The organism is Erwinia sp. JH02, assembly GCF_013074405.1.
Classification (GTDB): Bacteria; Pseudomonadota; Gammaproteobacteria; order Enterobacterales; family Enterobacteriaceae; genus Erwinia; species Erwinia rhapontici.
On record NZ_JABANZ010000002.1, the window covers coordinates 703,864 to 725,524 of the forward strand.

Sequence of the window (21,661 nt, forward strand, 5' to 3'; positions counted from 1 at the left end):
TACAACCATGTTGATGTCAATGCACGAACTGTTAAAACCAACCCGTGAAAATCGCTTCGCCATTGGTGCCTTTAACGTTGCCGACAGCTGCTTTATCCGCGCCGTCGTCGAGCAGGCAGAGGCCAGCAACAGCCCGGCGATTATCTCCATCCACCCCAGCGAACTGGAGTTCGTGACCGATGAGTTCTTCGGCTATGTGCGTGAACGCACCCTGCGCAGCCGCATTCCTTTTGTTATCCACCTTGATCACGGCGCATCGGTTGAGCACGTCCAGCGCGCCATTCAGTGCGGGTTTACCTCAGTGATGATTGATGGATCGCTGCTGCCGTATGAAGAGAACGTGGCGCTGACGCAGGAAGTGGTGAAGCTGGCCCATGCGGTGGGGATCTCTGTGGAAGGTGAGCTGGGCACCATTGGGGATACCGGCACGTCAGTGGAGGGCGGGGTCAGTAAGGTGATTTATACCGATCCTGATCAGGCAGAGGACTTTGTTGCCCGCACCGGCGTGGATACGCTGGCGGTCGCCATCGGCACCGCGCACGGTATTTATCCAAAAGATATGAAGCCGGAGCTGCAAATGCATATCCTGCGCGAGATCTCACAGCGCGTGTCGATTCCACTGGTGCTGCACGGCGGATCGGCCAACCCGGATGCGGAGATCGCGGAGTCGGTGACACTGGGTGTCGGTAAGATCAATATCTCCAGTGATATGAAGTATGCCTACTTTGCCAAAGCCCGTGAGATTCTGAGCCGCGAAACCTGGTGGGATCCGAATGTGATCTACCCTGAGCCGATCAAGGCGGCAAAAGAGGTGATTGCTTATAAGATGTCGCTGTTTGGTTCGACGGGCAAAGCGGATTTATATCGTTAGGGTGGGTCTTTGGTCTGGGCCGCTGTTTTAAGGGCCAGGCATGCCTGGCCCCTACGGACGGTGTAGGGGTCGGGCATGCCCGCCCCTGATGCGTTATTTCCCCGCCAACCACTGCTTCACAACCTGCTGGTATTCCCCAGTGGCTTTACTCAAGTGCAGCCACTGGTCAACGTACATCTTCCAGCTGATATCATCACGTGGCAGCATCCACGCCTTCTCACCGTACTGTAACGGCTTGTCCGGGTTAATCGCACACAGCGACGGATAGCGCTTCTGCTGATACTGGGCTTCCGACGCATCGGTGATCATCACGTCCGCTTTCTTATCCACCAGCTGCTGGAAAATCGTCACGTTATCGTGAAACAACGTCAGGTTGGCCTCGGGCAGATAAGCATGCACAAAGGCTTCATTGGTGCCGCCCGCCGGTTCAATCAGACGCACCGACGGTTTATTCATCTGTTCAACGGTGTGGTATTTCTTCTTATCCGCGCAGCGCACCAGCGGGATTTTCCCGTCGGTATCCAGCGGTTCCGCAAACCACGCCGTCTGCTGACGCTTCAGTGTCACTGAAACACCGCCCAGAGCGATGTCACACTGCTTGCCGATAAAGTCAGGTGTCAGGGTTTTCCAGGTGGTGGGGACCCACTTCACCTCGGCGCCCAGGCTTTTTGCCAACGACTGCACCAGCGAAATATCAATGCCTTCATAGCCGCCATCCGCACGCAGATAGGTATAAGGCTTGTAGTCTCCCGTGGTACACACCACCAGCGTTTTACTCTGCATGGCACGGTCAAGATGCGATTGCGCGCTGGCGCTTCCCGCTACCAACAGAAGGGCCACAGCCCCGATTTTCATCATCATAGTTCTCTCATTGTTATTATCAGTGCCGCGTATTGTTGCTTAAAACGCAATAGTATTGTGATCCATACCCCATTTTTCTCACCCCTGTCGTCAGATACACTCTCCGAAATTGCACACAGCTGAGAAAAATTTATGAGCCAGATTCTGATTATTGATGCCGGGAAAGCCTTCGCTCATTCAAAAGGCGAACTGAACCACACGCTGACTAACGTGGCCGCCAGCTTCCTGCGTGACGCGGGTCATCAGGTCGATGTTACCGTACTCGACGACGGTTACGTAGTCGCTGAAGAAATCGAAAAATACCTCGCTGCCGATACCATTATTTACCAGATGCCAGGCTGGTGGATGGGCGAGCCGTGGACGCTAAAAAAATATATCGATGAAGTATTTACCGAAGGCCACGGCAAACTGTACGCCAGCGATGGCCGTACCCGCTCTGATGCAGCCAAAAAATATGGCTCTGGCGGCCTGTTACAGGGTAAAACCTATATGCTGTCGCTGACCTGGAACGCCCCGTTACAGGCGTTCACCGATCCGGAACAGTTCTTTGAAGGCGTGGGCGTTGATGGCGTGTATCTGCACTTCCACAAAGCAAACCAGTTCCTGGGTATGGACGGTTTACCGACCTTTATCTGCAACGATGTGATCAAACAGCCGGATATTGACGGCGATATTGCACGCTATCGGACTCATCTGAACGCGATCTTTGCTTAACTAAAGGTACACACCTCGAGTAAAAGGAAACAGTATGCTGACCGTGATCGCTGAAATTTGTATCAAGCCAGGCCGACGTACTGCCGTTTTACAAGCGATAGAAACGCTGACGCCTGTCGTTCTGGATGAGGAAGGCTGCGGCAGTTATCAGGCGCTGATTGACCATAAAGCCCAGGTACCGTGGAAGCAGTACTCACCGGACTCGATCTTTATGGTGGAGCACTGGGACTCACTGCGCCATCTTGAGCAGCATCAGCAGGCTGCCCATATGGAAGCACACCGTACCGCGATTAAAAACGATGTGGTGGATGTGAAGATCTTTGTGCTGGAACCGGCACTGTAAAGACACGCGGGCTGATCGGAACAGAAGGTCAGCCCCTGCTTTTTGCCTTATAACAACGTCTTGCTGGCAAACTGCTCACTGAGAAAATCCAGGAAACAGCTGATCCGCGCCGACAGCGTGCTGTTACGGTAGTACACAGCATGAATCGGGTGGTGCATCTCACGCGTTTCAGCCTCCAGAACCGGCACCAGCCGACCGGAAGCCAGATCCTCACGGCTGAGAAAATCCGACACGCGGGTAATACCCATGCCGTTCACCGCCAGCTGGCGCAGCGTTTCCCCACTTGATGCCATCACCGTTGGTTTAATCTGTAAAAGCTCCCCCTCCACCCGCCATACCGGCCAGATATTGTGCTGGTCAAGATTGCAGAAGCCCAGTAACCGATGGTTCTCGACCATATCGGCCACGCTTTGCGGTACACCATGCTCCTCCAGATAGCCCGGGCTGGCCATCAGCCGCAGCCTGCTGCACCCCAGCGCGCGAGCATGCATCGTGGAATCGCGCAGCTCGCCAATACGGATCGCGATATCCGTCTGCTGTTCCAGCAGATCGATCACCACTTCATCAGTATTCAGCTCCAGCTGGATCAGCGGATAACGGCGTGAAAACTCCGGCATCAGCGGCACAATCACATGCAGCATAAACGGCGTGGCAGCATTGACGCGCAGCCGGCCAGACGGGATCTCACGCCGCTGAGCGATCTGCTCTTCGGCGGTTTCGACTGAACGAATGATCTGCCGCGCGTGCTCAAGAAAGATTTGCCCTTCTTCAGTCAGTGCGATACGGCGAGTGGTGCGGTGCAGCAACGTGGTTTGCAGCTTGCTTTCCAGCCGACTGAGGGCGCGGCTGATACCGGACGTGGTCTGGTTAAGCTGCTCTGCGGCGGCAGTGATCGAACCGGTATCGACCACAACAACCCACGCACGAAGCTCTTCAAGGGTGATTTTCAATAGTTCAACCTGCTGGAAAGATGACACTCACAATACTAACAGAATCATCACGAGTCCTGGCGCAGGTTGACATTTTTATGCGTTTACGGCATTACCGGGCGTGAATACGGAAACAATCCGATCAAGCGTCAGCAAAGCAGATGATTAGATTTTACTTTCAGAAGGGGTAAAAAGAACACTGCAGAATGGGCAAAGAAGATTTTTGTTCTTATGAACTCTTGGAGCACTGTGGTCGGAATTTTTACTGCATTTAGGACATGCGATGGAGATGAGGAAGCCGTTGGATTTAGGTTGTTTTTGATTATAAGCCATAAATATTTCCTGTGTTGTTTGGACGCGTATAGTACACCCTCAATCAACATTCCCCTTACTCTTTCTTTCTTAAAAGCAGTTTTAGCTATCAAAATGGTGCGCCAACAGGCTGTGAATGCTCAACATAACCCTCTGTCACAAGGCCGCATCCGTTAATCCTCGTTAAGGAGCGATGCGAATAATTTTCTGCGTCAGGCGCATGGCTGAATCAAACGGGCCTGTATTGCGCACAATTTTGACCATCACGCTGGCACCCAACCAAAGCTGATAAAGGTTTTCCGCCACGTTGGTGGGATGATCATCGATAGTCAGAGAACCCTCAGCGACACCGGCCTCTAACGCTTCCGCCAGGCGCGATATGATTCCTGAAGTTCCTGACTCAAGTGTCACGCGCATAGTGTCAGAAAGATCGGCCACTTCAGCCCCGAGTTTCACGGCAAGGCACTTACCCTGACAATGCGAAAACGATTGTGATTCACGCCATTGCCGCCAGTAGTTCATCAGCCGCTGCGCCATATTGAGACCAGGCTGGCTCAGGGTGCTATCAATTTCTGCCAGATAATCATCAAAATAACGAGCCAGCATCGCTACCCCAAATGCTTCTTTCGAGCTGAAGTAGTGATAAAACGAACCTTTGGGCACACCCGCATCAGTGAGTATTTCGTTTAATCCGACAGCCGAAAAACCCTTGCCTGCCATGATACGTTGGCCTGTGGCGAGGATATGGTCGCGGATGTCGTTGCTATGATGTTGAGTTGAAGTCGTCATAGGTTAACGTTACCAAAAAACTAGACCAGTCGTCTATATGGGGCAGCTAAATATCGCTGCCCCAGGTAAGCACCGTTTATTCGGTCAGCTGTCGGATCAGTTGTTCCGCCGTTGCCGCTGATGAAGTTGGATTTTGTCCGGTGATCAGCAGACCATCGCTGACGACATACGAACTCCAGTCCGCCCCTTTGGAATAAATTCCACCTTTGGCAATCAATTCATCTTCCACTAGGAAAGGCACCACGTCAGTCAGGCCCACTGCGTCCTCTTCACTATTGGTAAAGCCGGTGACTTTGCGGCCTGCCACCAGCGGTTGCCCTTCGGGTGTTTTAACGTGGCGAAGGACGCCCGGTGCATGGCAGACCAGTGCCACAGGCTTGTTTGCCGCGAGGAAGGCTTCAATCAGCGCGATAGAGTTTTTATCTTCGGCCAGATCCCACAGCGGGCCATGGCCGCCCGGATAAAAGACCGCGTCGTACCCGTCTTGCGAAATGCTGTCCAGACGCACCGTGGCGGCAAGCTGGGCAGTTGCTTCTGCATCGGCCTCAAAGCGGTGGGTCTGTTCAGTCTGAAAATCCGGCTCATTACTTTTTGCATCTAACGGCGGGTTGCCGCCCTTTGGCGAGGCCAGCGTAATTTCTGCGCCCGCATCTTTAAATGCGTAGTAGGGAGCTGCCAGCTCTTCAAGCCAGAAACCAGTTTTACGTCCGGTATTGCCCAGCTGGTCGTGTGAGGTTAACACCATAAGAATCTTCATCTTAATCTCCTGCCTGTCAGTTTGAAATGCTTGAATTAGACCAGTCGTCTAGATGGTAGTTGTAACAAGGCTTCATCTGCTCAAGTCATGTCGTTAAGCTAACAGCAATTAGACCAGTCGTCTACAAATAATAGTTAACATCTTCAGATTGTCTTTCATCCTGGGGACAGATCATTCAGCGTGAGGCAAAAGCATCCTTGCTTAAAAGGCAGTTTAAAAAAACTGCCCCCCGGCGATCACCTTTCAATAAACTGGGAAATTAATTCTCTTTTTCAACAGCTTAACTTCAACTCCAGGGTCAACTGACATCAGACTTCGATTTCAGCCATATCGCCTTTTTCCTGCAACCAGTTACGGCGGTCTTCGGAGCGTTTCTTCGCCAACAGCATGTCCATGATAGCCATGGTGTGCTGAATATCCTCATCGCTGATGGTGAGCTGCACCAGACGACGCGTGTTGGGATCCAGCGTGGTTTCGCGCAGCTGTAACGGGTTCATCTCACCCAGACCTTTGAATCGCTGCACATTCGGTTTGCCTTTCTTGCGCTTCAACTGCTCAAGAATACCGGCCTTCTCGTCTTCATCCAGCGCGTAATAGACCTCTTTACCGAGATCGATACGGTACAGCGGCGGCATCGCAACGTAGACGTGACCGTTTTTCACCAGCGTGCTGAAGTGGCGCACAAACAGCGCGCACAACAGCGTGGCAATGTGCAGACCATCGGAGTCCGCATCCGCAAGGATGCAGATCTTGCCGTAGCGAAGCTGGCTCAGATCGTCACTGTCAGGATCGATACCGATCGCCACTGAAATATCATGCACTTCCTGTGATGCCAGAACCTCATCAGAGGAGACTTCCCACGTATTGAGGATCTTACCTTTCAGCGGCATGATCGCCTGATATTCACGGTCGCGAGCCTGCTTGGCAGAACCGCCCGCCGAATCCCCTTCCACCAGGAACAGCTCGGTACGGTTAAGATCCTGAGCAGAACAGTCCGCCAGTTTACCCGGCAGCGCCGGTCCGCTGGTCAGCTTTTTACGCACCACTTTTTTCGCCGCACGCAGGCGACGCTGCGCGCTGGAAATCGCCATTTCTGCCAGCATTTCTGCTGTCTGGATATTCTGGTTCAGCCACAGGCTGAAGGCATCTTTAACCACGCCTGAAACGAAGGCCGCGCACTGACGGGATGACAAACGCTCTTTAGTCTGCCCGGCAAACTGCGGGTCCTGCATTTTGACCGACAGCACGTAGGCGCAGCGATCCCAGATGTCTTCCGCCGACAGCTTCACGCCGCGCGGCAGAATATTGCGGTATTCGCAGAACTCGCGCATCGCGTCGAGCAGACCCTGACGCAGGCCGTTAACATGCGTACCGCCCTGCATGGTCGGGATCAGGTTAACGTAACTTTCCGTCAACAGCTCGCCGCCTTCTGGCAACCACAGCAGCGCCCAGTCCACCGCTTCCACATCACCGGAGAAGGCCCCCACAAAGGCTTTTTCTGGCAGGGTTGGCAGGCCGTTAACCGCTTCCATCAAATAGTCCGTCAGACCATCGGCGTAGCACCAGGTCTGCTCGGTGTTGTTCACTTTGTCTTTAAAGACAATCTCAACACCCGGGCACAGCACCGCTTTCGCTTTCAGCAGATGGCTCAAACGTGAGACCGAGAAACGCGGACTGTCGAAGAAAGAGACATCCGGCCAGAACTGTACGCGGGTGCCGGTGTTACGTTTGCCGACGGTGCCAGTGACCGTCAGGTCCTGCACTTTATCGCCGTTTTCAAACGCCATCTCGTACACTTCACCGTTACGACGAACGGTAACTTCCACACGTGTTGACAGGGCGTTGACCACCGAGATCCCGACGCCATGCAGGCCACCTGAGAACTGATAGTTTTTATTGGAGAATTTGCCCCCGGCATGCAGGCGGCAGAAAATCAGCTCAACGGCCGGCACGCCCTCTTCGGGGTGAATATCCACCGGCATGCCGCGCCCGTCGTCGATCACTTCCAACGACTGGTCAGCGTGCAGAATCACTTCCACGCGTTTAGCGTGACCGGCCAGCGCTTCATCCACGCTGTTATCGATCACTTCCTGGCCTAAGTGGTTAGGACGCACGGTATCGGTGTACATGCCCGGGCGGCGACGCACGGGTTCAAGGCCGCTGAGAACCTCAATGGAGTCAGCGTTGTAGCTGGATTGAGTCATCGTAACAATCTGATTGGTGGTGGCTAAAAATGAGTGACCAGACTCCGGCTATCTCATTCCTGGAAACCCAGGAAGTCGAGCATCGCGGAGAAATGGCGTTCGAATCCGATAAAAGCATGATTTCCGCCCTCTTCTACCGTTTGGCGGCAGGCGCTGTAGTAGTCCAGGGCCTGGCGGTAGTCGAGCACTTCATCACCCGTTTGTTGCAGTAACCAGAGCAAGTCTGGTGACTCTAACGGGTCAATTTGCATCACTTTTAGATCGTAAATATGGCGAGACTCTAACACATATTGCTGACCGGTGTATGGGTTCTCGTTGTGGCCGAGGTAATCAGCCAGCAGCTCAAACGGGCGTACCGCTGGGTTCACCACCACGGCGGGCAGCGTGAAACATTGGGACAGCCAGGTGGCATAATAACCGCCCAACGACGAGCCTATAATGCCCAGCGGCTCGCCCGCTGACTGCATAACAAACGTCTCCAGCAGCGCGGCAGCTTCGGAGGGGAATGCCGGAAGCTGGGGCACATGCAGAGTGATGTCAGGACGTTGCTCTGCCAGCCACTGTTTAAACTGCGTTGCCTTGGCAGACTGCGGCGAACTGTTAAAACCATGCAGATAAAGCAGCGTGGCCATCGGTCAGTATCCTTCTGAGTCGAGATCCGGGTTAAATATGCGCGTGGTCAGACGTTGCACCTGAGTGTCGAGCCGACCATCGTCATACAGGTCCAGCCAGCGCCAGCCTGGAGACTCAGCGTCAATCGTGAAGTTGGTACAGTGTGGTTTGAACTGGACGCAGGTGGAAGGTGAAGCCAGCACACGCCGCCCCTGCCATTCAAGGTCGAGTTCTTGATGGATATGCCCGCATAACAAATTTCTCGCCTGCGGATAGCGTCGCAGGACCGTATCCAGCATATGCGGATTACGCAGACTGTGTTGGTCAAGCCACGAACAGCCAGACGGTACCGGATGGTGATGCAATAATACCAACGTGTGCCGCTGCGGCTCTGCTGCCAGTACACTTTCAAGCCATTCCAACTGGTACTCGCTCAGTTCACCGTGCGGGACACCGAAGACCTGACTGTCCAGCAACACAATTTGCCAGTGATCCCCGACCAGCACCTGTTTTTGGTCGGCAATCGTCGAGGCCGCCAGCGTGGTAAACATGGTTGGCTGGAAGTCATGGTTGCCAGGCAACCAGACGCAGGGGGCAGGCAGGCGAGCAATGCCCTCAGCGAAATGCTGATAGGCAAGAGCGGAGTGGTCCTGTGCCAGATCGCCAGTGGCGACAATCAAATCGTAGTGACGCTTATCCGCTGCGATAACATCCAGCACGGCATCAAAACTGGCCCAGGTATTTACCCCTAGCAGCGTTTCATGTTTACCTGCAAAAAGGTGAGTGTCCGTTATCTGTAAAATCCTGACTTTGGACCCACTCGCCACAGGAAGTTTTAACAGGCTATCCAATCAAAGTCCTTAAGGTAATACCCATCTGTTTCAGGCCGCAGGCGCATCGGCTTCCTGCTTTATACATTCATTTGGGTACACATCTGAAAATTGTTGCAGCGTTTTCAACATACCGGAACGGCTATCGCACCGTGGGACAAACAGTAGCGCAACCAGTCCGCTAAAAATTGGTTAATTTGGTGCTTTTCATCACGCTGATGCAGCTTTTTATTAGGATAATCATAGCGTGCTTTAAAGCGATAGATCTGCTGAGTGGAACACACTTCCGCCACCATCGCGTCATGATACAACCGCACGGACATCGAAGGCAGGCTCCAGTAACTGACCGCAGGGGCCGTTTGCCTGATTTCCACCAGCGTGGTGTAACGGGTCGACTCCTGAATGGTGATGAGATAGCTGGCACCGTTCACCTGATACGCCATCGATTCACCCACCCGATCCTCCTTTGGCAATAAACGCCGCAGCTGCGCAAAGTTCGTTTCGCAGACACGCATCATTTCAGGAAAGTCGGGGACATAACGTTTCATTATTCAGGATTCCACTCTTGGCGTAGCTGTTTATGGTGCAACTCCAGCCATTGCAAAGCAATGACAGCAGCAGCGTTATCGATTTTCCCCTGTTCCACCCATTGATAAGCCTGACTCCGGCTGACCACATGCACAAGAATATCCTCATTCTCTTCCTCCAGGCCGTGGTTTCCCTGCGCCACGCTGGCATCCACTTCACCGACAAACACCGTCAGACGCTCGGAGGTGCCTCCCGCACTAGAGAGGTAATTGCTAATCGGCTTGATACGACCCGGCGTTAGCCCGGCTTCTTCCAGAGCTTCTCTGCGCGCCACACCCTCCGGGGTTTCTCCCGGTTCGATCATCCCGGCCACCAGTTCAAGCACCCAGGGCGTCGCGCTGGTATCGTAAGCGGCAATACGGATCTGCTCAATCAGCACCACTTCATCACGTTTCGGGTCATAGGGTAGCAGCACGGCAGCGTGACCGCGCTCAAAAATTTCCCGCGTCACTTCACCACTCATACCGCCATTAAACAAGCGATGACGAAAGCGATAGCGTTCGAGCGAAAAAAAACCGCGATAAAGCGTCTCTCGTGCAATAATTTCTACATCGTTTTTTGTGAAAGTCACTGGGTATTTACGACCAGTATCCATAACTCTGTCTCCTGCTAAGTGATGGCAAAAACGTAAAGTGCAATAGTATTCCGACAGTTGTCTGGTTCTTAACGACTTATTTGAGTAAATTAAGGCAGGATGGCACTTTCAGCCAACTTACCTTATCGGAACTCTCTGCTATTATCGGCGATAATTTTTGGCCTACGTCAGCGCTACCATAGCAATTTTGCTGCACTACAAGGAATGCAAATGAACAAACTGCTCCCTTTACTCATCGGTCTGAGCCTGGGCGGCTTCAGTGTTGCCAGCCAGGCTGAAAACCTGCTGCAGGTATATCAGCAGGCACGTTTATCAAATCCTGACCTTCGTAGCTCTGCCGCCGATCGTGATGCTGCCTTTGAGAAAATTAACGAATCCCGCAGCCCACTGCTACCACAGTTAGGCCTGGGCGCTGACTATACCTATAACAGCGGCTACCGTGATGCCAGAGATACCAATAGCACCACCAAAAGCGCGTCGTTACAGCTGACTCAGACCATTTTTGACATGTCAAAATGGCGTGCACTGACGCTGCAGGAAAAAACGGCAGGCATCCAGGATGTCACTTATCAGACGGCACAACAGACCCTGATTCTGAACACCGCAACCGCCTATTTCAATGTGTTGAACGCGATCGACACATTGTCGTATACCGAAGCCCAGAAGCAATCTATTTACCGTGAACTGGATCAGACCACTCAGCGTTTTAACGTGGGTCTGGTCGCCATCACTGATGTGCAGAACGCACGCTCCCAGTACGACAGCGTACTGGCCAGCGAAGTTTCCGCGCGTAACGACCTCGATAACGCGGTAGAAACACTGCGTCAGGTGACCGGCAATTACTATCCGAGCCTGGCATCGCTGAACGTCGATGCGTTTAAAACGGAAAAACCTCAGCCAGTGAATGCCCTGCTGAAGGAAGCGGAAAGCCGTAACCTGTCGCTGCTTTCTGCACGCCTGTCTCAGGACCTGGCGCGTGAGCAGATTCGTTCATCAGAAACCGGCCATATGCCTACGTTGGATCTGACGGCCTCAACCGGTTTATCCAACAACCGTTATGGCGGCGACCGTTCCAGTCCCAATAACACTGACAACATCACAGGCAGTAACCAGGTAGGTCTGAGCTTCAACCTGCCACTGTACAGCGGCGGTGCCGTTAGTTCCCAGGTGAAACAGGCGCAATATGCGTTTGTTGCCGCCAGTGAGCAGTTGGAAAGCGCACACCGTTCCGCCATCCAGACCGTGCGTTCCTCGTTTAACAACGTGAACGCCTCGATCAGCAGCATTAACGCTTACAAGCAGGCGGTTGTCTCTGCACAGAGCTCGCTGGATGCGATGGAAGCCGGTTACTCCGTGGGTACCCGTACTATCGTTGACGTGCTGGATGCCACCACCACGCTGTATAACGCTAAGCAGCAGCTGGCGAATGCCCGTTACAGCTACATGATTAACCAGCTCAATATTAAATCTGCGCTGGGTACGCTGAACGAGCAGGATCTGCAAACGCTGAACAATCATCTGGGCAAAGATGTCGGCACCTCGCCAGAAATCGTCGCCCCGGAAAATGCACAGCAAGCTGCCAACGCGGACAGTGCTGAACCCCGTTCAGCCAGCAAAGCGACGCCGGTTAGCAACAAATCGGCCACCCGTGGCAACAGTAATCCATTCAGTCAGTAATTCCCCAAGGGGCAGCAAACGCTGCCCCTTCACAATCAAACGTATAGCTACGTAAAGATCCCCTCCAGGTCAGGCTTCATCGCTTCATTTTTCACCGCTGTTCCCCTATCCTATGCACTACCTTTGGGCACAGGACGAAAAGTGATGAAACGGACTAAACAGATTAATCATGCCTCCTTTCGCAAAAGCTGGAGTGCACGCCATTTAACGCCGGTCGCACTGGCGGTGAGTGCAGTATTTATGCTGGCCGCATGTGAACAGGCCGACGAAACCGTATCGATGTATCAGAACGCTGATGACTGCTCGGCCGCTAACCCAGGCAAGAGCGCACAGTGCACTACGGCGTTTAATAGCGCCAAAGAAGAAGCGGTCAAAACCGCACCGAAATATGCGACCCGTGAAGACTGCGTGGCAGAGTTTGGTGAAGGTCAGTGCCAGCAGGCTCCTGCTCAGGCGGGCGTAGGTACTACCAATGCGGAATCTCAGTCCAGCGGAAGCTTCTGGATGCCACTGATGGCCGGTTACATGATGGGCCGTATGATGGGTGGCGGTATGGGGCAGCAGCAGCCGCTGTTCTCCTCGAAGAACCCAGCCAGCCCGGCCAACGGCAAGTTCGTTGATGCCAGCGGCAAGAGCTTCGGCGCAGCAACCTCGGGCCGTACCATGACAGTGCCTAAAACAGCGCTGGCGCCAAAACCGGCCACCACCAGCACCGTCACCCGCGGTGGCTTCGGTGAGTCCGTTGCCAAGCAAGCCACCATGCAGCGCAGCAGTGCTACCAGCACCAACCGCAGCATGGGGGGCTAATCGCCAATGAAACGTATTGCCATTGCTGAACGCCCTGACTGGCGGGAAAAAGCGACGGAATATGGTTTTCGTTTTCACACCATGCACGGGGAACCGTACTGGTGTGAAGATGCCTATTACCAGTTCACGTTGCAGCAGATTGAGTCACTGGAAGATGTGACCAGCGAACTTCATCAGATGTGTTTGCAGGCGGTGGAACTGGTGGTCAACAGTGAAGAACTGCTGACCAAGTTCCGCATTCCGAAGCACACCTGGGATTTTGTGCGTGAATCCTGGAAAAGCGGCCAGCCGTCACTTTACTCAAGAATGGATCTCGCCTGGGACGGTGTGACGCCGGCCAAGCTGCTGGAAAATAACGCCGATACCCCCACTTCGCTGTATGAAGCGGCCTTCTTCCAATGGCTGTGGCTGGAAGACCAGCTGAATGCTGGCCACCTCCCTGCGGGTAGCGATCAGTTCAACAGCCTGCAGGAAAAACTGATCGAGCGCTTTGGCGAACTGCATCAGCAGCACGGTTTTAGCTGGCTACACTTTGCCTGCTGCCGTGATACCGATGAAGACCGTGGCACCGTTCAGTATCTGCAGGATTGCGCCACGGAAGCCGGGCTACCGAGTGAATTCCTGTATATGGATGAAATCGGCCTGGGTGAGAAAGGGCAGTTTACCGATGTTCACGATCAGGTGATCGGCAATCTGTTTAAGCTCTATCCATGGGAATTTATGCTGCGTGAGATGTTCTCCACCAAACTGGCTGACGCCGGTGTGCGCTGGCTGGAGCCTGGTTGGAAAAGCATTATTTCCAATAAAGCGCTGCTGCCGCTGCTGTGGAAAATGTTCCCGAACCATCCGAACTTGCTGCCCGCTTACTTTGCTGAAGATAACGTACCGCATATGGATAAATATGTGGTTAAACCGTTGTTTTCCCGCGAGGGTGCCAATATCCGCATCGTAGAAAACGGTAAAGAGATTGCACGTGTTGATGGGCCGTACGGTGAGGAAGGTATGATCGTGCAGCAGTTCCATCCGCTGCCAAAGTTCGGCGACAGCTATACGCTGATCGGATCCTGGCTGATCAACGATCAGCCAGCGGGTATTGGTTTGCGTGAAGACCGCGATCTGATCACTCAGGATCTCTCGCGCTTCTATCCACACGCGTTTATCGAATAATGTGTGATCGTCGGGCGAGGCATGCCTCGCCCCTACCCATGATTGTGCAAAATTGCACGTCGTGGTCTGGTATGCCCCGCCCCTACATATGCTTGTGCAAAATTGCACGCCGTGGTCTGGTATGCCCCGCCCCTACATATGCTTGTGCAAAATTGCACGTCGTGGTCTGGTATGCCCCGCCCCTACATATGCTTGTGCAAAATTGCACGCCGTGGTCTGGTATGCCTCGCCCCTACATATGCTTGTGCAAAATTGCACGCCGTGGTCTGGTATGCCTCGCCCCTACATATGCTTGTGCAAAATTGCACGCCGTGGTCTGGTATGCCTCGCCCCTACATATGCTTGTGCAAAATTGCACGCCGTGGTCTGGTATGCCTCGCCCCTACATATGCTTGTGCAAAATTGCACGCCGTGGTCTGGTATGCCTCGCCCCTACATATGCTTGTGCAAAATTGCACGCCGTGGTCTGGTATGCCTCGCCCCTACATATGCTTGTGCAAAATGGTCACGTAGTGGCCGGGCATGCCCGGCCTCTGCTACCCCACCTGCACCGACAGCATGCTTAATGACCCCATCACAATCCCATCCACCGGGACAGATATCGCTTCGCCCTCAGCACGTGCGCCGAGCACATACAACAACGGCAGGTAATGTTCTGGTGTCGGGTTCGACAGCGCCGCCCCCTCGTGCTGCATAAAGTTCACCAGTGGATGCTGCTCATCTTCGCCTTCCCAGCTCAGATTATCGCGCACGTACTGGTTAAAAGATTCTGCCCACGGATAGGCTTCTGCTTCGCCCTGCCAGCGCACCATACGCAGGTTGTGTACCACGTTTCCACTGGCAACAATCATGATGCCCTGATCGCGCAGCGCTGCCAGTTTACGGCCTAATTCAAAATGGTATGCGGCAGGTTTCGTCCCATCCACGCTGAGTTGCACCACGGGAATGTCCGCATCCGGGTACATTTTGATTAATACGCCCCAGGAACCGTGATCGAATCCCCACTCCTGATCCAGATCGACTGCCACCGGGGCCAGTGTTTCCGCTATCTGGCGGGCGAGTGCCGGCGATCCCGGAGCCGGATACCGTGTATCAAACAACGCCTGCGGGAAGCCGCCAAAATCATGAATTGTGCGTGGTTTTTCCATCGCCGTCACCGCCGTGCCGCGCGTGTACCAGTGGGCAGAAACGGCAATGATCGCTTTTGGACGTGGCAGGTTTTTCCCCAGCTCACGCCAGGTCTCGGTCCAGATATTTTCTTCCAGTACGTTCATCGGACTGCCATGACCGAGGAAAAGTGCAGGCATACGTGTGTGGCTCATGGTGTGATTCCCAGAAAGTGGTATTCAATGGAAGTCACATTACGCCCTTTTTTCCACGGATGAACCTGGATAACCCTGACGAAGATATTCAGAAAATTTGAAGGGGAAATAGCGGAAGGAAAGAATGCAGATTGAAGGAAGTATGGCGGGGGGAATTCCTTTGCATAATTCAAGCTACAGGAGAACCAATGCGCCCACCACTTGAAGTATGACGAGGAATTCCCCTAAATAATTCAAGCTATGGGCAGGCGGCAACGCAGCAAGTCCCCGGGAGCATACATCAGTATGTGACCGGGGCGCGCGAGGAGAGCCAACGCACCCATCGCTTGAAGTATGACGGGGAACTCCCCTAAATAATTCAAGCTATGGGTAGGCGGCAACGCAGCAAGTCCCCGGGAGCATACATCAGTATGTGACCGGGGCGCGCGAGGAGAGCCAACGCACCCATCGCTTGAAGTATGACGGGGAATTTAGCTGGCCTGACGCGTCTCGTGACTACGACGATACGCCACCAGATCTTCGATCGTCACAACTGGCATGTTGTGTTGTTTAGCAAACACTACCGCTTCCGGCGCGTGCGCCATAGAGCCATCATCGTTGGTCAGTTCACACAGAACACCGGCTGGCTTGAAACCTGCCAGCGTGACCAGGTCGATAGTGGCTTCAGTATGGCCACCGCGGGTCAGAACACCACCTGAACGTCCACGCAGCGGGAACACGTGGCCAGGACGATTAAGGTCTTCTGGCTTTGCATTGTCAGCAATGGCGGTGCGGATGGTGGTCAGGCGGTCAGAGGCGGAAACACCGGTGGTCACACCCTGTGCCGCTTCAATCGTCACGGTAAAACCGGTGCCGTAAGAGCTGGTGTTGTTCTGCACCATCATTGGCAGGTCCAGCTGTTCCAGACGTTCTTCCGTCAGACAAAGGCAGACAATGCCGCTGCCGTGGCGAATGGTCAGTGCCATCTGCTCAACGGTCATGGTTTCAGCGGCGAAGATCATATCACCTTCATTTTCACGATCTTCATCGTCTAAAACCATCACACCGCGGCCTTCGCGCAGTGCTTCGATGGCACGGGTTACACGCTGTTCAGGCGTGCCAAATTCAGAAAGTAGCGACTGATTCATGGTAAATAAACCTTAAATAAATGTATGGGTTACCAGAACCAGGGCGTGCTTAGGAGTGTCATGCGGTGACAAAAAAATAACGCGAGGCGAGCAAAAGCCCGTCAAGAATCGTTACTCTCTCCCATCCGGACTCTAACCGTCGGCCCCGGAATTACACCGGATCTGCTGTCCTTCAGGAATGACCCTGAAGCGCTCGCGGGCTTTCAGCAAAAGCTGATTTACCGCCGGTGGGGAATTTCGCCCCGCCCTGAGAATAAGCAAAATCATCATAGCGCTGAAAAAGTGACAGATCAACGAACAAAATGGGCAAATTGATATCCATTTTTTCGCTATGGTGTTTTCAGGTTTATACCGAACGCATCTGGGATTACACTAGGATAAAATTCGCTGTTATCAGGAAACCGCTATGCTTGACCCAAAAAAAATTGAACAACTGGCCCGTCAGGTCCATGAGTCTATGCCGAAAGGCATCCGTGAGTTTGGTGATGATGTGGAGAAGAAAATCCGTCAGACATTACAGGCACAGCTGACCCGTCTGGATGTGGTTAACCGCGAAGAGTTTGATGTACAGACTCAGGTACTGCTGCGTACCCGCGAGAAGCTGGCTGCGCTGGAACAGCGCCTGACAGAGCTGGAAAGCCGCGTTTCCCCTGCCCCCGTACCGGTCGTTAGCGAGCCAAAAGCGGCAGAATAGGCCACGCTTTAGTGATACGGCTGCCCTCCCCGGGCAGCCGTTGAAGGCTAGCTTCTTCCGGTACCAGAAATAATCGTTTTAATGATATTACTGGTGGAAATACCGTCTTCGAAGTTGAGCACTCGCACGTCACCGCCGTTGGCCCATACCTCTTTACTGCCAGCAATGTCTTCTGGCTTATAGTCGCCGCCTTTCACCAACAGATCGGGAAGGATCTCAGCGATCACACGCTGCGGCGTATCTTCTTCAAACCCAATCACCCAATCTACAGCTTCCAGCGCACCCAGCACGATCATACGGTTAATCAGCGGGTTCACCGGGCGGGTTTCCCCTTTCAGACGTCGGGTCGAGGCATCGCTGTTTACCGCCACAATCAGGCGGTCACCCAGCTTACGGGCATTGGCCAGGTAGGAAACATGCCCGGCGTGCAGAATGTCGAATACGCCGTTGGTCATCACCACTTTTTCACCGCGCTGACGGGCTTTCGTCACTTCGGCAATCAACTGAGCTTCATCCATCACACCAAAACCCGATTCCGGGCGCGCGCGGATCGCATTTTCCAGCTCTACCGGAGAAACCGTTGAGGTACCGAGTTTACCCACCACCACGCCCGCGGCCGCATTGGCCAGGAAGCAGCTCTCTTCCAACGAGTTACCCGCCGCCAGCGCCGCCGCCAGCACGCCAATCACCGTATCACCCGCACCGGTGACATCGAACACTTCCTGCGCCAGGGTCGGCATATGGAATGGCGCTTTACCCGGCTGAAGCAGGGTCATACCGTGCTCTGAACGGGTCACCAGCAACGCAGACAGCGCGTGCTGCTGCATCAGAGCAGTACCGCGTTCCACAATTTCTTCTTCCGATTTACACTTGCCCACCACCGCTTCAAATTCGGAGAGGTTTGGCGTCAGCAGCGTTGCACCGTGGTAGCGGCCGAAATCGGTACCTTTCGGATCCACCAATACCGGAACCCCCGCTTTACGCGCCAGGGCAATCATCGTTTCCACGGTGGCCAGTGCGCCTTTCGCATAATCAGACAGCACTAACGCGCCAATTGTTGGCAGCGCCTGCTCAATACGCTGATGCATCGGCTCAGGATCAATGCCTTCAAATCCCTCTTCGAAATCCAGACGGATGAGCTGCTGATTGCGAGACAACACGCGCAGTTTAGTAATAGTCGGATGAGTAGGCACAGAGACAAAATCACACTGGACATTCACGCCAGCCAGGGACGCGCTGAGGGCACGCGCGGCATCATCAACACCGGTCAATCCAACCAGTCGTGAAGCAGCACCCAGCGCGGCAATATTCATCGCTACGTTGGCCGCACCACCAGGGCGCTCCTCCACATGATCCACTTTCACCACTGGCACCGGAGCCTCAGGTGAAATGCGGCTGGTTGGGCCGTGCCAGTAGCGATCCAGCATCACATCGCCAACCACCAGCACACCCGCACGCGTAAAATCGGGTAGTGTAATTTTCATTCCAGAGACTCCAGACTGCAGTAAAAATGAGTGCGCGCGATGATATCACAATTGTCTTAATGGCAAATCATCGCATCTGCACGTGAAATCAGGCGCCCAACCATGCCTGCCAACTGGCATTGACCACCGATCTTTCACCTGACCAGGCCGTATCCTCTACCAGGCCAGGCAGCTCCTGCAACGCCAGATGGTGCAAGGCATCGCGCAGCGTGACATAAGCATGCGTCAGTGCTTCCGCCTCTTCCTGCTCCATTTTGCCGCTGTTCGCCAGCAACGCCAGAATGCGCACGTTATCGGACCAGCGGGTCAGCATGGGCTCCTGGGCGGCATAACGCAGCACCAGGTATTGCGTAATAAATTCAATATCGGTAATCCCGCCTTCATCGGCTTTGATATCCCAACGCCCTTTGTGCTTGTGACCCAGATGGGCGCGCATTTTCTCACGCATTTCGCGCACTTCTGTTTTCAGCGCGTCGGCCTCTCGGGGTATCGAGAGAATGCCACGGCGGATCTGGTCGAAACGCTGGCTCAGGGCGGCGTCACCAAACACGATGCGCGCGCGCACCAACGCCTGATGCTCCCAGGTCCAGGCTTCATTGCGCTGATAGTCATCAAAGGCATCGAAGGTGCTGACCAGCATCCCCGCCGCCCCTGACGGGCGCAGGCGGGCATCCACTTCGTAGAGAATACCGGAGGAAGTACGGGTGCTAAACAGATGCATCACACGTTGTGCCAGGCGCAGATAAAACTGCCTTCCGTCAATACTACGCTCACCCAGTGTCACCGCTTCTGACGGACAGTCATGCAGGAACACCAGATCGAGGTCAGAACTGTAACCCAACTCCCAGCCCCCCAGTTTGCCGTAGCCCACAACCGCAAAGCCGCGCTCGCTGTCGGTGGTCAGATGGGAAGGCCGGCCGTAACGCTGTACCATCATGTTCCACGCCTGCTGAACCACGGTCTCAATCATCGCTTCCGCCAGCCAGGTCAGATGATCGCTCACTTTCATCACCGGCAAGGTTTTGGCAATATCTGCGGCAGCAATACGCAGATGCTGTGCTTGTTTAAACTGACGCAGCGCTTCCAGCTGCTGCTCTTCATCTTCTTCCGGGATACGCAGCAGATATTGTCGCAGTTCATCACGATAGGCATCTGTTGCCGTGGGCTGATACAACGTGGCAGGGTCGAGCAGTTCATCCAGCAATAGCGGATGCCGGGCCAGCTGGCTGGCAACCATCGGGGAAGCAGCACACAAGCGAATTAAGTGCTTCAGCGCACCATGGAATTCAGTGAGCAGCTCCAGATAGGTGCTACGCGTCACCACGCCCAGCAGCAATGGCGTAAGGCGGCTCAGCGTGACCGGGGCATCATCACGTGGCACAACCTCACTCAACAGTCGCGGCATCAGCTGATCCAGCGCCTGACGGCCACGCGGGCCAATCGTACGTTTATCGACGTCCTGGCGGAAATCGGTAATCGTGCGTAGCAATTGCTGGCGTGCATCGCTGTCGAGATGGGGGACCAGCGGTTCCAGCTCCGCCTCTTCCAGCTGGTCCTGCCACAATACGCCATATTCACCCGCTTCACGGTTCTCACCGTTTTCAGGCGCATCGTCACCAATCAGATCGTTAAAAATGGTCCGTACCGCCAGCATATGGCGATCCAGCTCAAGGTGTAATGCAGCCCAGTCGGCAAACCCCATCGCCCAGGCGAGACGCGCGCGATCCAGCTCGCTGCCCGGTAGCGTCTGTGTCTGTTCATCGTTGATACTTTGCAGCAGGTTTTCCAGCCGCCGCAGGAACAGATAGGCCTCCTGTAACTGCTCCACCTGCTCTGCCGGTAACAGATTCAACTGACCAATCGCGTCCAGCGTTGGCAACAGGGAACGTAGCTGAAGTGAACGCTCACGCCCGCCACGGATCAGCTGGAACACCTGTACGATAAATTCCGTTTCGCGAATACCGCCCGCACCGAGCTTAATGTTATCCGTCAGCCCGCGTCGCCGGACTTCGCGGGCGATCATGCTTTTCATATTACGCAGTGACTGGATCACACTGAAGTCGATGTAGCGGCGAAACACAAACGGCCGCAGCATCTGGCGCAGTTCCTCACTCCAGCGGTCATTCCCACCGCCCATCAGGCGCGCTTTAACCATTGCATAGCGTTCCCAGTCGCGTCCCTGCTCCTGGTAATAATCTTCCAGCGCCGCAAAACTCAGCACTAATGGCCCGCTGTCGCCAAACGGGCGCAGACGCATATCAACGCGATAAACAAAACCATCGGCCGTGGGCTGATCCAGCACCTTGATCAGCCGCTGACCCAGCCGGGTAAAGAACTGAGCATTGTCCAGTTCACGGCGGCCCCCCTGCGTGGTGCCGTTTTCCGGCCAGGTGAAAATCAGATCGATATCAGAGGAGAAATTCAGTTCGCCGCCGCCCAGTTTCCCCATGCCGAGGATCAACAGCGGCTGGGGTTCTCCGGCAGCGTTCATTGGGGTGCCAAAATCACGGCAGCAGGCGTGCCATAACCAGTCGCGGGCAGCCACAATCAGGGCTTCCGCCAGTTCGCTCAGTTGACGTAAAGATTGTTGTGTATCACTGGTGGCCAGCGTCTGCATCCAGGCAATGCGCGTCAGCATATGACGACGGAACAGGCGGAGTTCGCGCATCAGCGCATTCTCATCATGCACCGTCTCCAGCTTTGCTTGCAGCCAGTCAGCATAATGATGCCATTCATCCGGGTGCGGCGGGGAGTGCTGAAGCTGCTGCCACCCTTCAGGGTATTTTGCCAGGTTATCGCTGATAAAATCGCTAAATACCAATACTGCCTGCTGCTGCGCAGAAGCCTCGCTAAACAGCGGGCTTAGCAATGCACACTGTTGCTGCATGAGCAGCGGCAGAGGTTGACCTGGTGATGGCACCATACAATAAACACTCCCTATATCCCCCTCATACTTCGAGCTGCAGCTCGCATTATGA

The 21,661-nt window shown here is 54.3% G+C and carries 20 protein-coding genes and 1 riboswitch; of the genes, 7 read left to right on the forward strand and 13 right to left on the reverse strand.

Translation table 11 applies throughout. From position 1 onward, the window contains the following. Positions 1-7: 7 nt before the first annotated feature. Positions 8-871, forward strand: coding sequence for a ketose-bisphosphate aldolase (locus HHI26_RS07980; RefSeq protein WP_133843828.1), 864 nt, complete (start codon positions 8-10; stop codon positions 869-871). A 93-nt stretch (positions 872-964) separates the two neighbouring features. Here the strand turns inward: HHI26_RS07980 and HHI26_RS07985 are convergent, their stop codons facing one another. Further along, positions 965-1,729: a transporter substrate-binding domain-containing protein gene (locus HHI26_RS07985; protein ID WP_133844236.1), complete on the reverse strand. Its 765-nt coding sequence runs from the start codon at positions 1,727-1,729 to the stop codon at positions 965-967. A gap of 135 nt (positions 1,730-1,864) precedes the next feature. On the opposite strand from HHI26_RS07985, the gene HHI26_RS07990 reads away from it, so the two are divergent. Both HHI26_RS07990 and HHI26_RS07995 read left to right on the forward strand, forming a co-directional pair. Further along, positions 1,865-2,446 carry an NAD(P)H-dependent oxidoreductase gene (locus tag HHI26_RS07990; protein WP_133843830.1) on the forward strand — a complete coding sequence of 194 codons (582 nt, stop codon included), beginning with the start codon at positions 1,865-1,867 and terminating at the stop codon, positions 2,444-2,446. A gap of 34 nt (positions 2,447-2,480) precedes the next feature. Then, the gene (locus HHI26_RS07995; RefSeq protein ID WP_133843832.1) at positions 2,481-2,789 is read left to right on the forward strand and encodes an antibiotic biosynthesis monooxygenase; all 309 of its coding nucleotides are present in this window, start codon (positions 2,481-2,483) and stop codon (positions 2,787-2,789) included. 47 nt (positions 2,790-2,836) lie between these two features. Here the strand turns inward: HHI26_RS07995 and HHI26_RS08000 are convergent, their stop codons facing one another. The 8 genes from HHI26_RS08000 to nudF form a co-directional block, all read right to left on the reverse strand. Then, a complete protein-coding gene (locus tag HHI26_RS08000) occupies positions 2,837-3,739 on the reverse strand; it encodes a LysR substrate-binding domain-containing protein (RefSeq protein ID WP_133843834.1) in 903 nt (300 codons plus the stop codon). A 474-nt stretch (positions 3,740-4,213) separates the two neighbouring features. Then, on the reverse strand, positions 4,214-4,819 hold the full coding sequence (locus HHI26_RS08005) for a TetR/AcrR family transcriptional regulator (RefSeq protein WP_133843836.1): 606 nt from the start codon (positions 4,817-4,819) through the stop codon (positions 4,214-4,216). Between the two features lie 76 nt (positions 4,820-4,895). Then, entirely contained in the window at positions 4,896-5,576 is a 681-nt protein-coding gene (locus tag HHI26_RS08010) for a type 1 glutamine amidotransferase domain-containing protein (protein ID WP_133843838.1), read from the reverse strand. Positions 5,577-5,884: 308 nt separating this feature from the next. After that, the gene (gene parE, locus HHI26_RS08015; RefSeq protein WP_133843840.1) at positions 5,885-7,780 is read right to left on the reverse strand and encodes a DNA topoisomerase IV subunit B; all 1,896 of its coding nucleotides are present in this window, start codon (positions 7,778-7,780) and stop codon (positions 5,885-5,887) included. A 53-nt stretch (positions 7,781-7,833) separates the two neighbouring features. After that, positions 7,834-8,412, reverse strand: a complete 579-nt coding sequence (yqiA, locus tag HHI26_RS08020) for an esterase YqiA (RefSeq protein ID WP_133843842.1) — start codon at positions 8,410-8,412, stop codon at positions 7,834-7,836. Between the two features lie 3 nt (positions 8,413-8,415). Then, a complete protein-coding gene (gene cpdA, locus HHI26_RS08025) occupies positions 8,416-9,243 on the reverse strand; it encodes a 3',5'-cyclic-AMP phosphodiesterase (protein ID WP_133843844.1) in 828 nt (275 codons plus the stop codon). Positions 9,244-9,347: 104 nt separating this feature from the next. Next, on the reverse strand, positions 9,348-9,773 hold the full coding sequence (locus HHI26_RS08030; RefSeq protein WP_133843846.1) for a DUF1249 family protein: 426 nt from the start codon (positions 9,771-9,773) through the stop codon (positions 9,348-9,350). Next, entirely contained in the window at positions 9,770-10,405 is a 636-nt protein-coding gene (nudF, locus tag HHI26_RS08035; RefSeq protein ID WP_171148879.1) for an ADP-ribose diphosphatase, read from the reverse strand. The genes HHI26_RS08030 and nudF overlap by 4 nt, the downstream gene beginning before the upstream one ends. Positions 10,406-10,615: 210 nt before the next feature. Here nudF and tolC point away from each other — a divergent pair, with 210 nt between their 5' ends. From tolC to HHI26_RS08050, 3 genes are all read left to right on the forward strand, one after another. After that, positions 10,616-12,082, forward strand: coding sequence for an outer membrane channel protein TolC (gene tolC, locus HHI26_RS08040; protein ID WP_133843850.1), 1,467 nt, complete (start codon positions 10,616-10,618; stop codon positions 12,080-12,082). A gap of 144 nt (positions 12,083-12,226) precedes the next feature. After that, complete coding sequence (locus HHI26_RS08045; protein WP_133843852.1) at positions 12,227-12,889, forward strand: DUF1190 family protein; 663 nt, start codon at positions 12,227-12,229, stop codon at positions 12,887-12,889. Between the two features lie 6 nt (positions 12,890-12,895). Continuing rightward, entirely contained in the window at positions 12,896-14,056 is a 1,161-nt protein-coding gene (locus tag HHI26_RS08050) for a glutathionylspermidine synthase family protein (protein WP_171148880.1), read from the forward strand. 536 nt (positions 14,057-14,592) lie between these two features. Here HHI26_RS08050 and ygiD read toward each other — a convergent pair. Next, positions 14,593-15,378, reverse strand: coding sequence for a 4,5-DOPA dioxygenase extradiol (gene ygiD, locus HHI26_RS08055; RefSeq protein WP_133843855.1), 786 nt, complete (start codon positions 15,376-15,378; stop codon positions 14,593-14,595). A 470-nt stretch (positions 15,379-15,848) separates the two neighbouring features. Beyond that, positions 15,849-16,505, reverse strand: a complete 657-nt coding sequence (gene ribB, locus HHI26_RS08060) for a 3,4-dihydroxy-2-butanone-4-phosphate synthase (RefSeq protein WP_133843857.1) — start codon at positions 16,503-16,505, stop codon at positions 15,849-15,851. A 109-nt stretch (positions 16,506-16,614) separates the two neighbouring features. Next, a riboswitch (FMN riboswitch) is annotated at positions 16,615-16,764 on the reverse strand. A gap of 147 nt (positions 16,765-16,911) precedes the next feature. Here ribB and HHI26_RS08065 point away from each other — a divergent pair. Beyond that, positions 16,912-17,199 (forward strand): accessory factor UbiK family protein, encoded by a 288-nt coding sequence (locus HHI26_RS08065; RefSeq protein ID WP_133843859.1) that lies wholly within the window; start codon positions 16,912-16,914, stop codon positions 17,197-17,199. 47 nt (positions 17,200-17,246) lie between these two features. On the opposite strand, the gene hldE is transcribed toward HHI26_RS08065, so the two are convergent. Both hldE and glnE read right to left on the reverse strand, forming a co-directional pair. After that, positions 17,247-18,683, reverse strand: a complete 1,437-nt coding sequence (gene hldE / locus HHI26_RS08070) for a bifunctional D-glycero-beta-D-manno-heptose-7-phosphate kinase/D-glycero-beta-D-manno-heptose 1-phosphate adenylyltransferase HldE (protein WP_159337352.1) — start codon at positions 18,681-18,683, stop codon at positions 17,247-17,249. 88 nt (positions 18,684-18,771) lie between these two features. Then, positions 18,772-21,606 (reverse strand): bifunctional [glutamate--ammonia ligase]-adenylyl-L-tyrosine phosphorylase/[glutamate--ammonia-ligase] adenylyltransferase, encoded by a 2,835-nt coding sequence (glnE, locus tag HHI26_RS08075; RefSeq protein WP_133843863.1) that lies wholly within the window; start codon positions 21,604-21,606, stop codon positions 18,772-18,774. Between the last annotated feature and the right edge of the window lie 55 nt (positions 21,607-21,661).

What these genes read in the sequence shown, in the direction of transcription:
- ribB (WP_133843857.1), bottom strand. Translation starts at nt 16,505, where the DNA reads ATGAATCAGTCGCTACTTTCTGAATTTGGCACGCCTGAACAGCGTGTA.
- ygiD (WP_133843855.1), bottom strand. Translation starts at nt 15,378, where the DNA reads ATGAGCCACACACGTATGCCTGCACTTTTCCTCGGTCATGGCAGTCCG.
- HHI26_RS08010 (WP_133843838.1), bottom strand. Translation starts at nt 5,576, where the DNA reads ATGAAGATTCTTATGGTGTTAACCTCACACGACCAGCTGGGCAATACC.
- yqiA (WP_133843842.1), bottom strand. Translation starts at nt 8,412, where the DNA reads ATGGCCACGCTGCTTTATCTGCATGGTTTTAACAGTTCGCCGCAGTCT.
- HHI26_RS08005 (WP_133843836.1), bottom strand. Translation starts at nt 4,819, where the DNA reads ATGACGACTTCAACTCAACATCATAGCAACGACATCCGCGACCATATC.
- HHI26_RS07995 (WP_133843832.1), top strand. Translation starts at nt 2,481, where the DNA reads ATGCTGACCGTGATCGCTGAAATTTGTATCAAGCCAGGCCGACGTACT.
- hldE (WP_159337352.1), bottom strand. Translation starts at nt 18,683, where the DNA reads ATGAAAATTACACTACCCGATTTTACGCGTGCGGGTGTGCTGGTGGTT.
- tolC (WP_133843850.1), top strand. Translation starts at nt 10,616, where the DNA reads ATGAACAAACTGCTCCCTTTACTCATCGGTCTGAGCCTGGGCGGCTTC.
- glnE (WP_133843863.1), bottom strand. Translation starts at nt 21,606, where the DNA reads ATGGTGCCATCACCAGGTCAACCTCTGCCGCTGCTCATGCAGCAACAG.
- HHI26_RS07980 (WP_133843828.1), top strand. Translation starts at nt 8, where the DNA reads ATGTTGATGTCAATGCACGAACTGTTAAAACCAACCCGTGAAAATCGC.
- HHI26_RS08065 (WP_133843859.1), top strand. Translation starts at nt 16,912, where the DNA reads ATGCTTGACCCAAAAAAAATTGAACAACTGGCCCGTCAGGTCCATGAG.
- nudF (WP_171148879.1), bottom strand. Translation starts at nt 10,405, where the DNA reads ATGGATACTGGTCGTAAATACCCAGTGACTTTCACAAAAAACGATGTA.
- HHI26_RS08045 (WP_133843852.1), top strand. Translation starts at nt 12,227, where the DNA reads ATGAAACGGACTAAACAGATTAATCATGCCTCCTTTCGCAAAAGCTGG.
- HHI26_RS07990 (WP_133843830.1), top strand. Translation starts at nt 1,865, where the DNA reads ATGAGCCAGATTCTGATTATTGATGCCGGGAAAGCCTTCGCTCATTCA.
- HHI26_RS07985 (WP_133844236.1), bottom strand. Translation starts at nt 1,729, where the DNA reads ATGATGAAAATCGGGGCTGTGGCCCTTCTGTTGGTAGCGGGAAGCGCC.
- parE (WP_133843840.1), bottom strand. Translation starts at nt 7,780, where the DNA reads ATGACTCAATCCAGCTACAACGCTGACTCCATTGAGGTTCTCAGCGGC.
- HHI26_RS08050 (WP_171148880.1), top strand. Translation starts at nt 12,896, where the DNA reads ATGAAACGTATTGCCATTGCTGAACGCCCTGACTGGCGGGAAAAAGCG.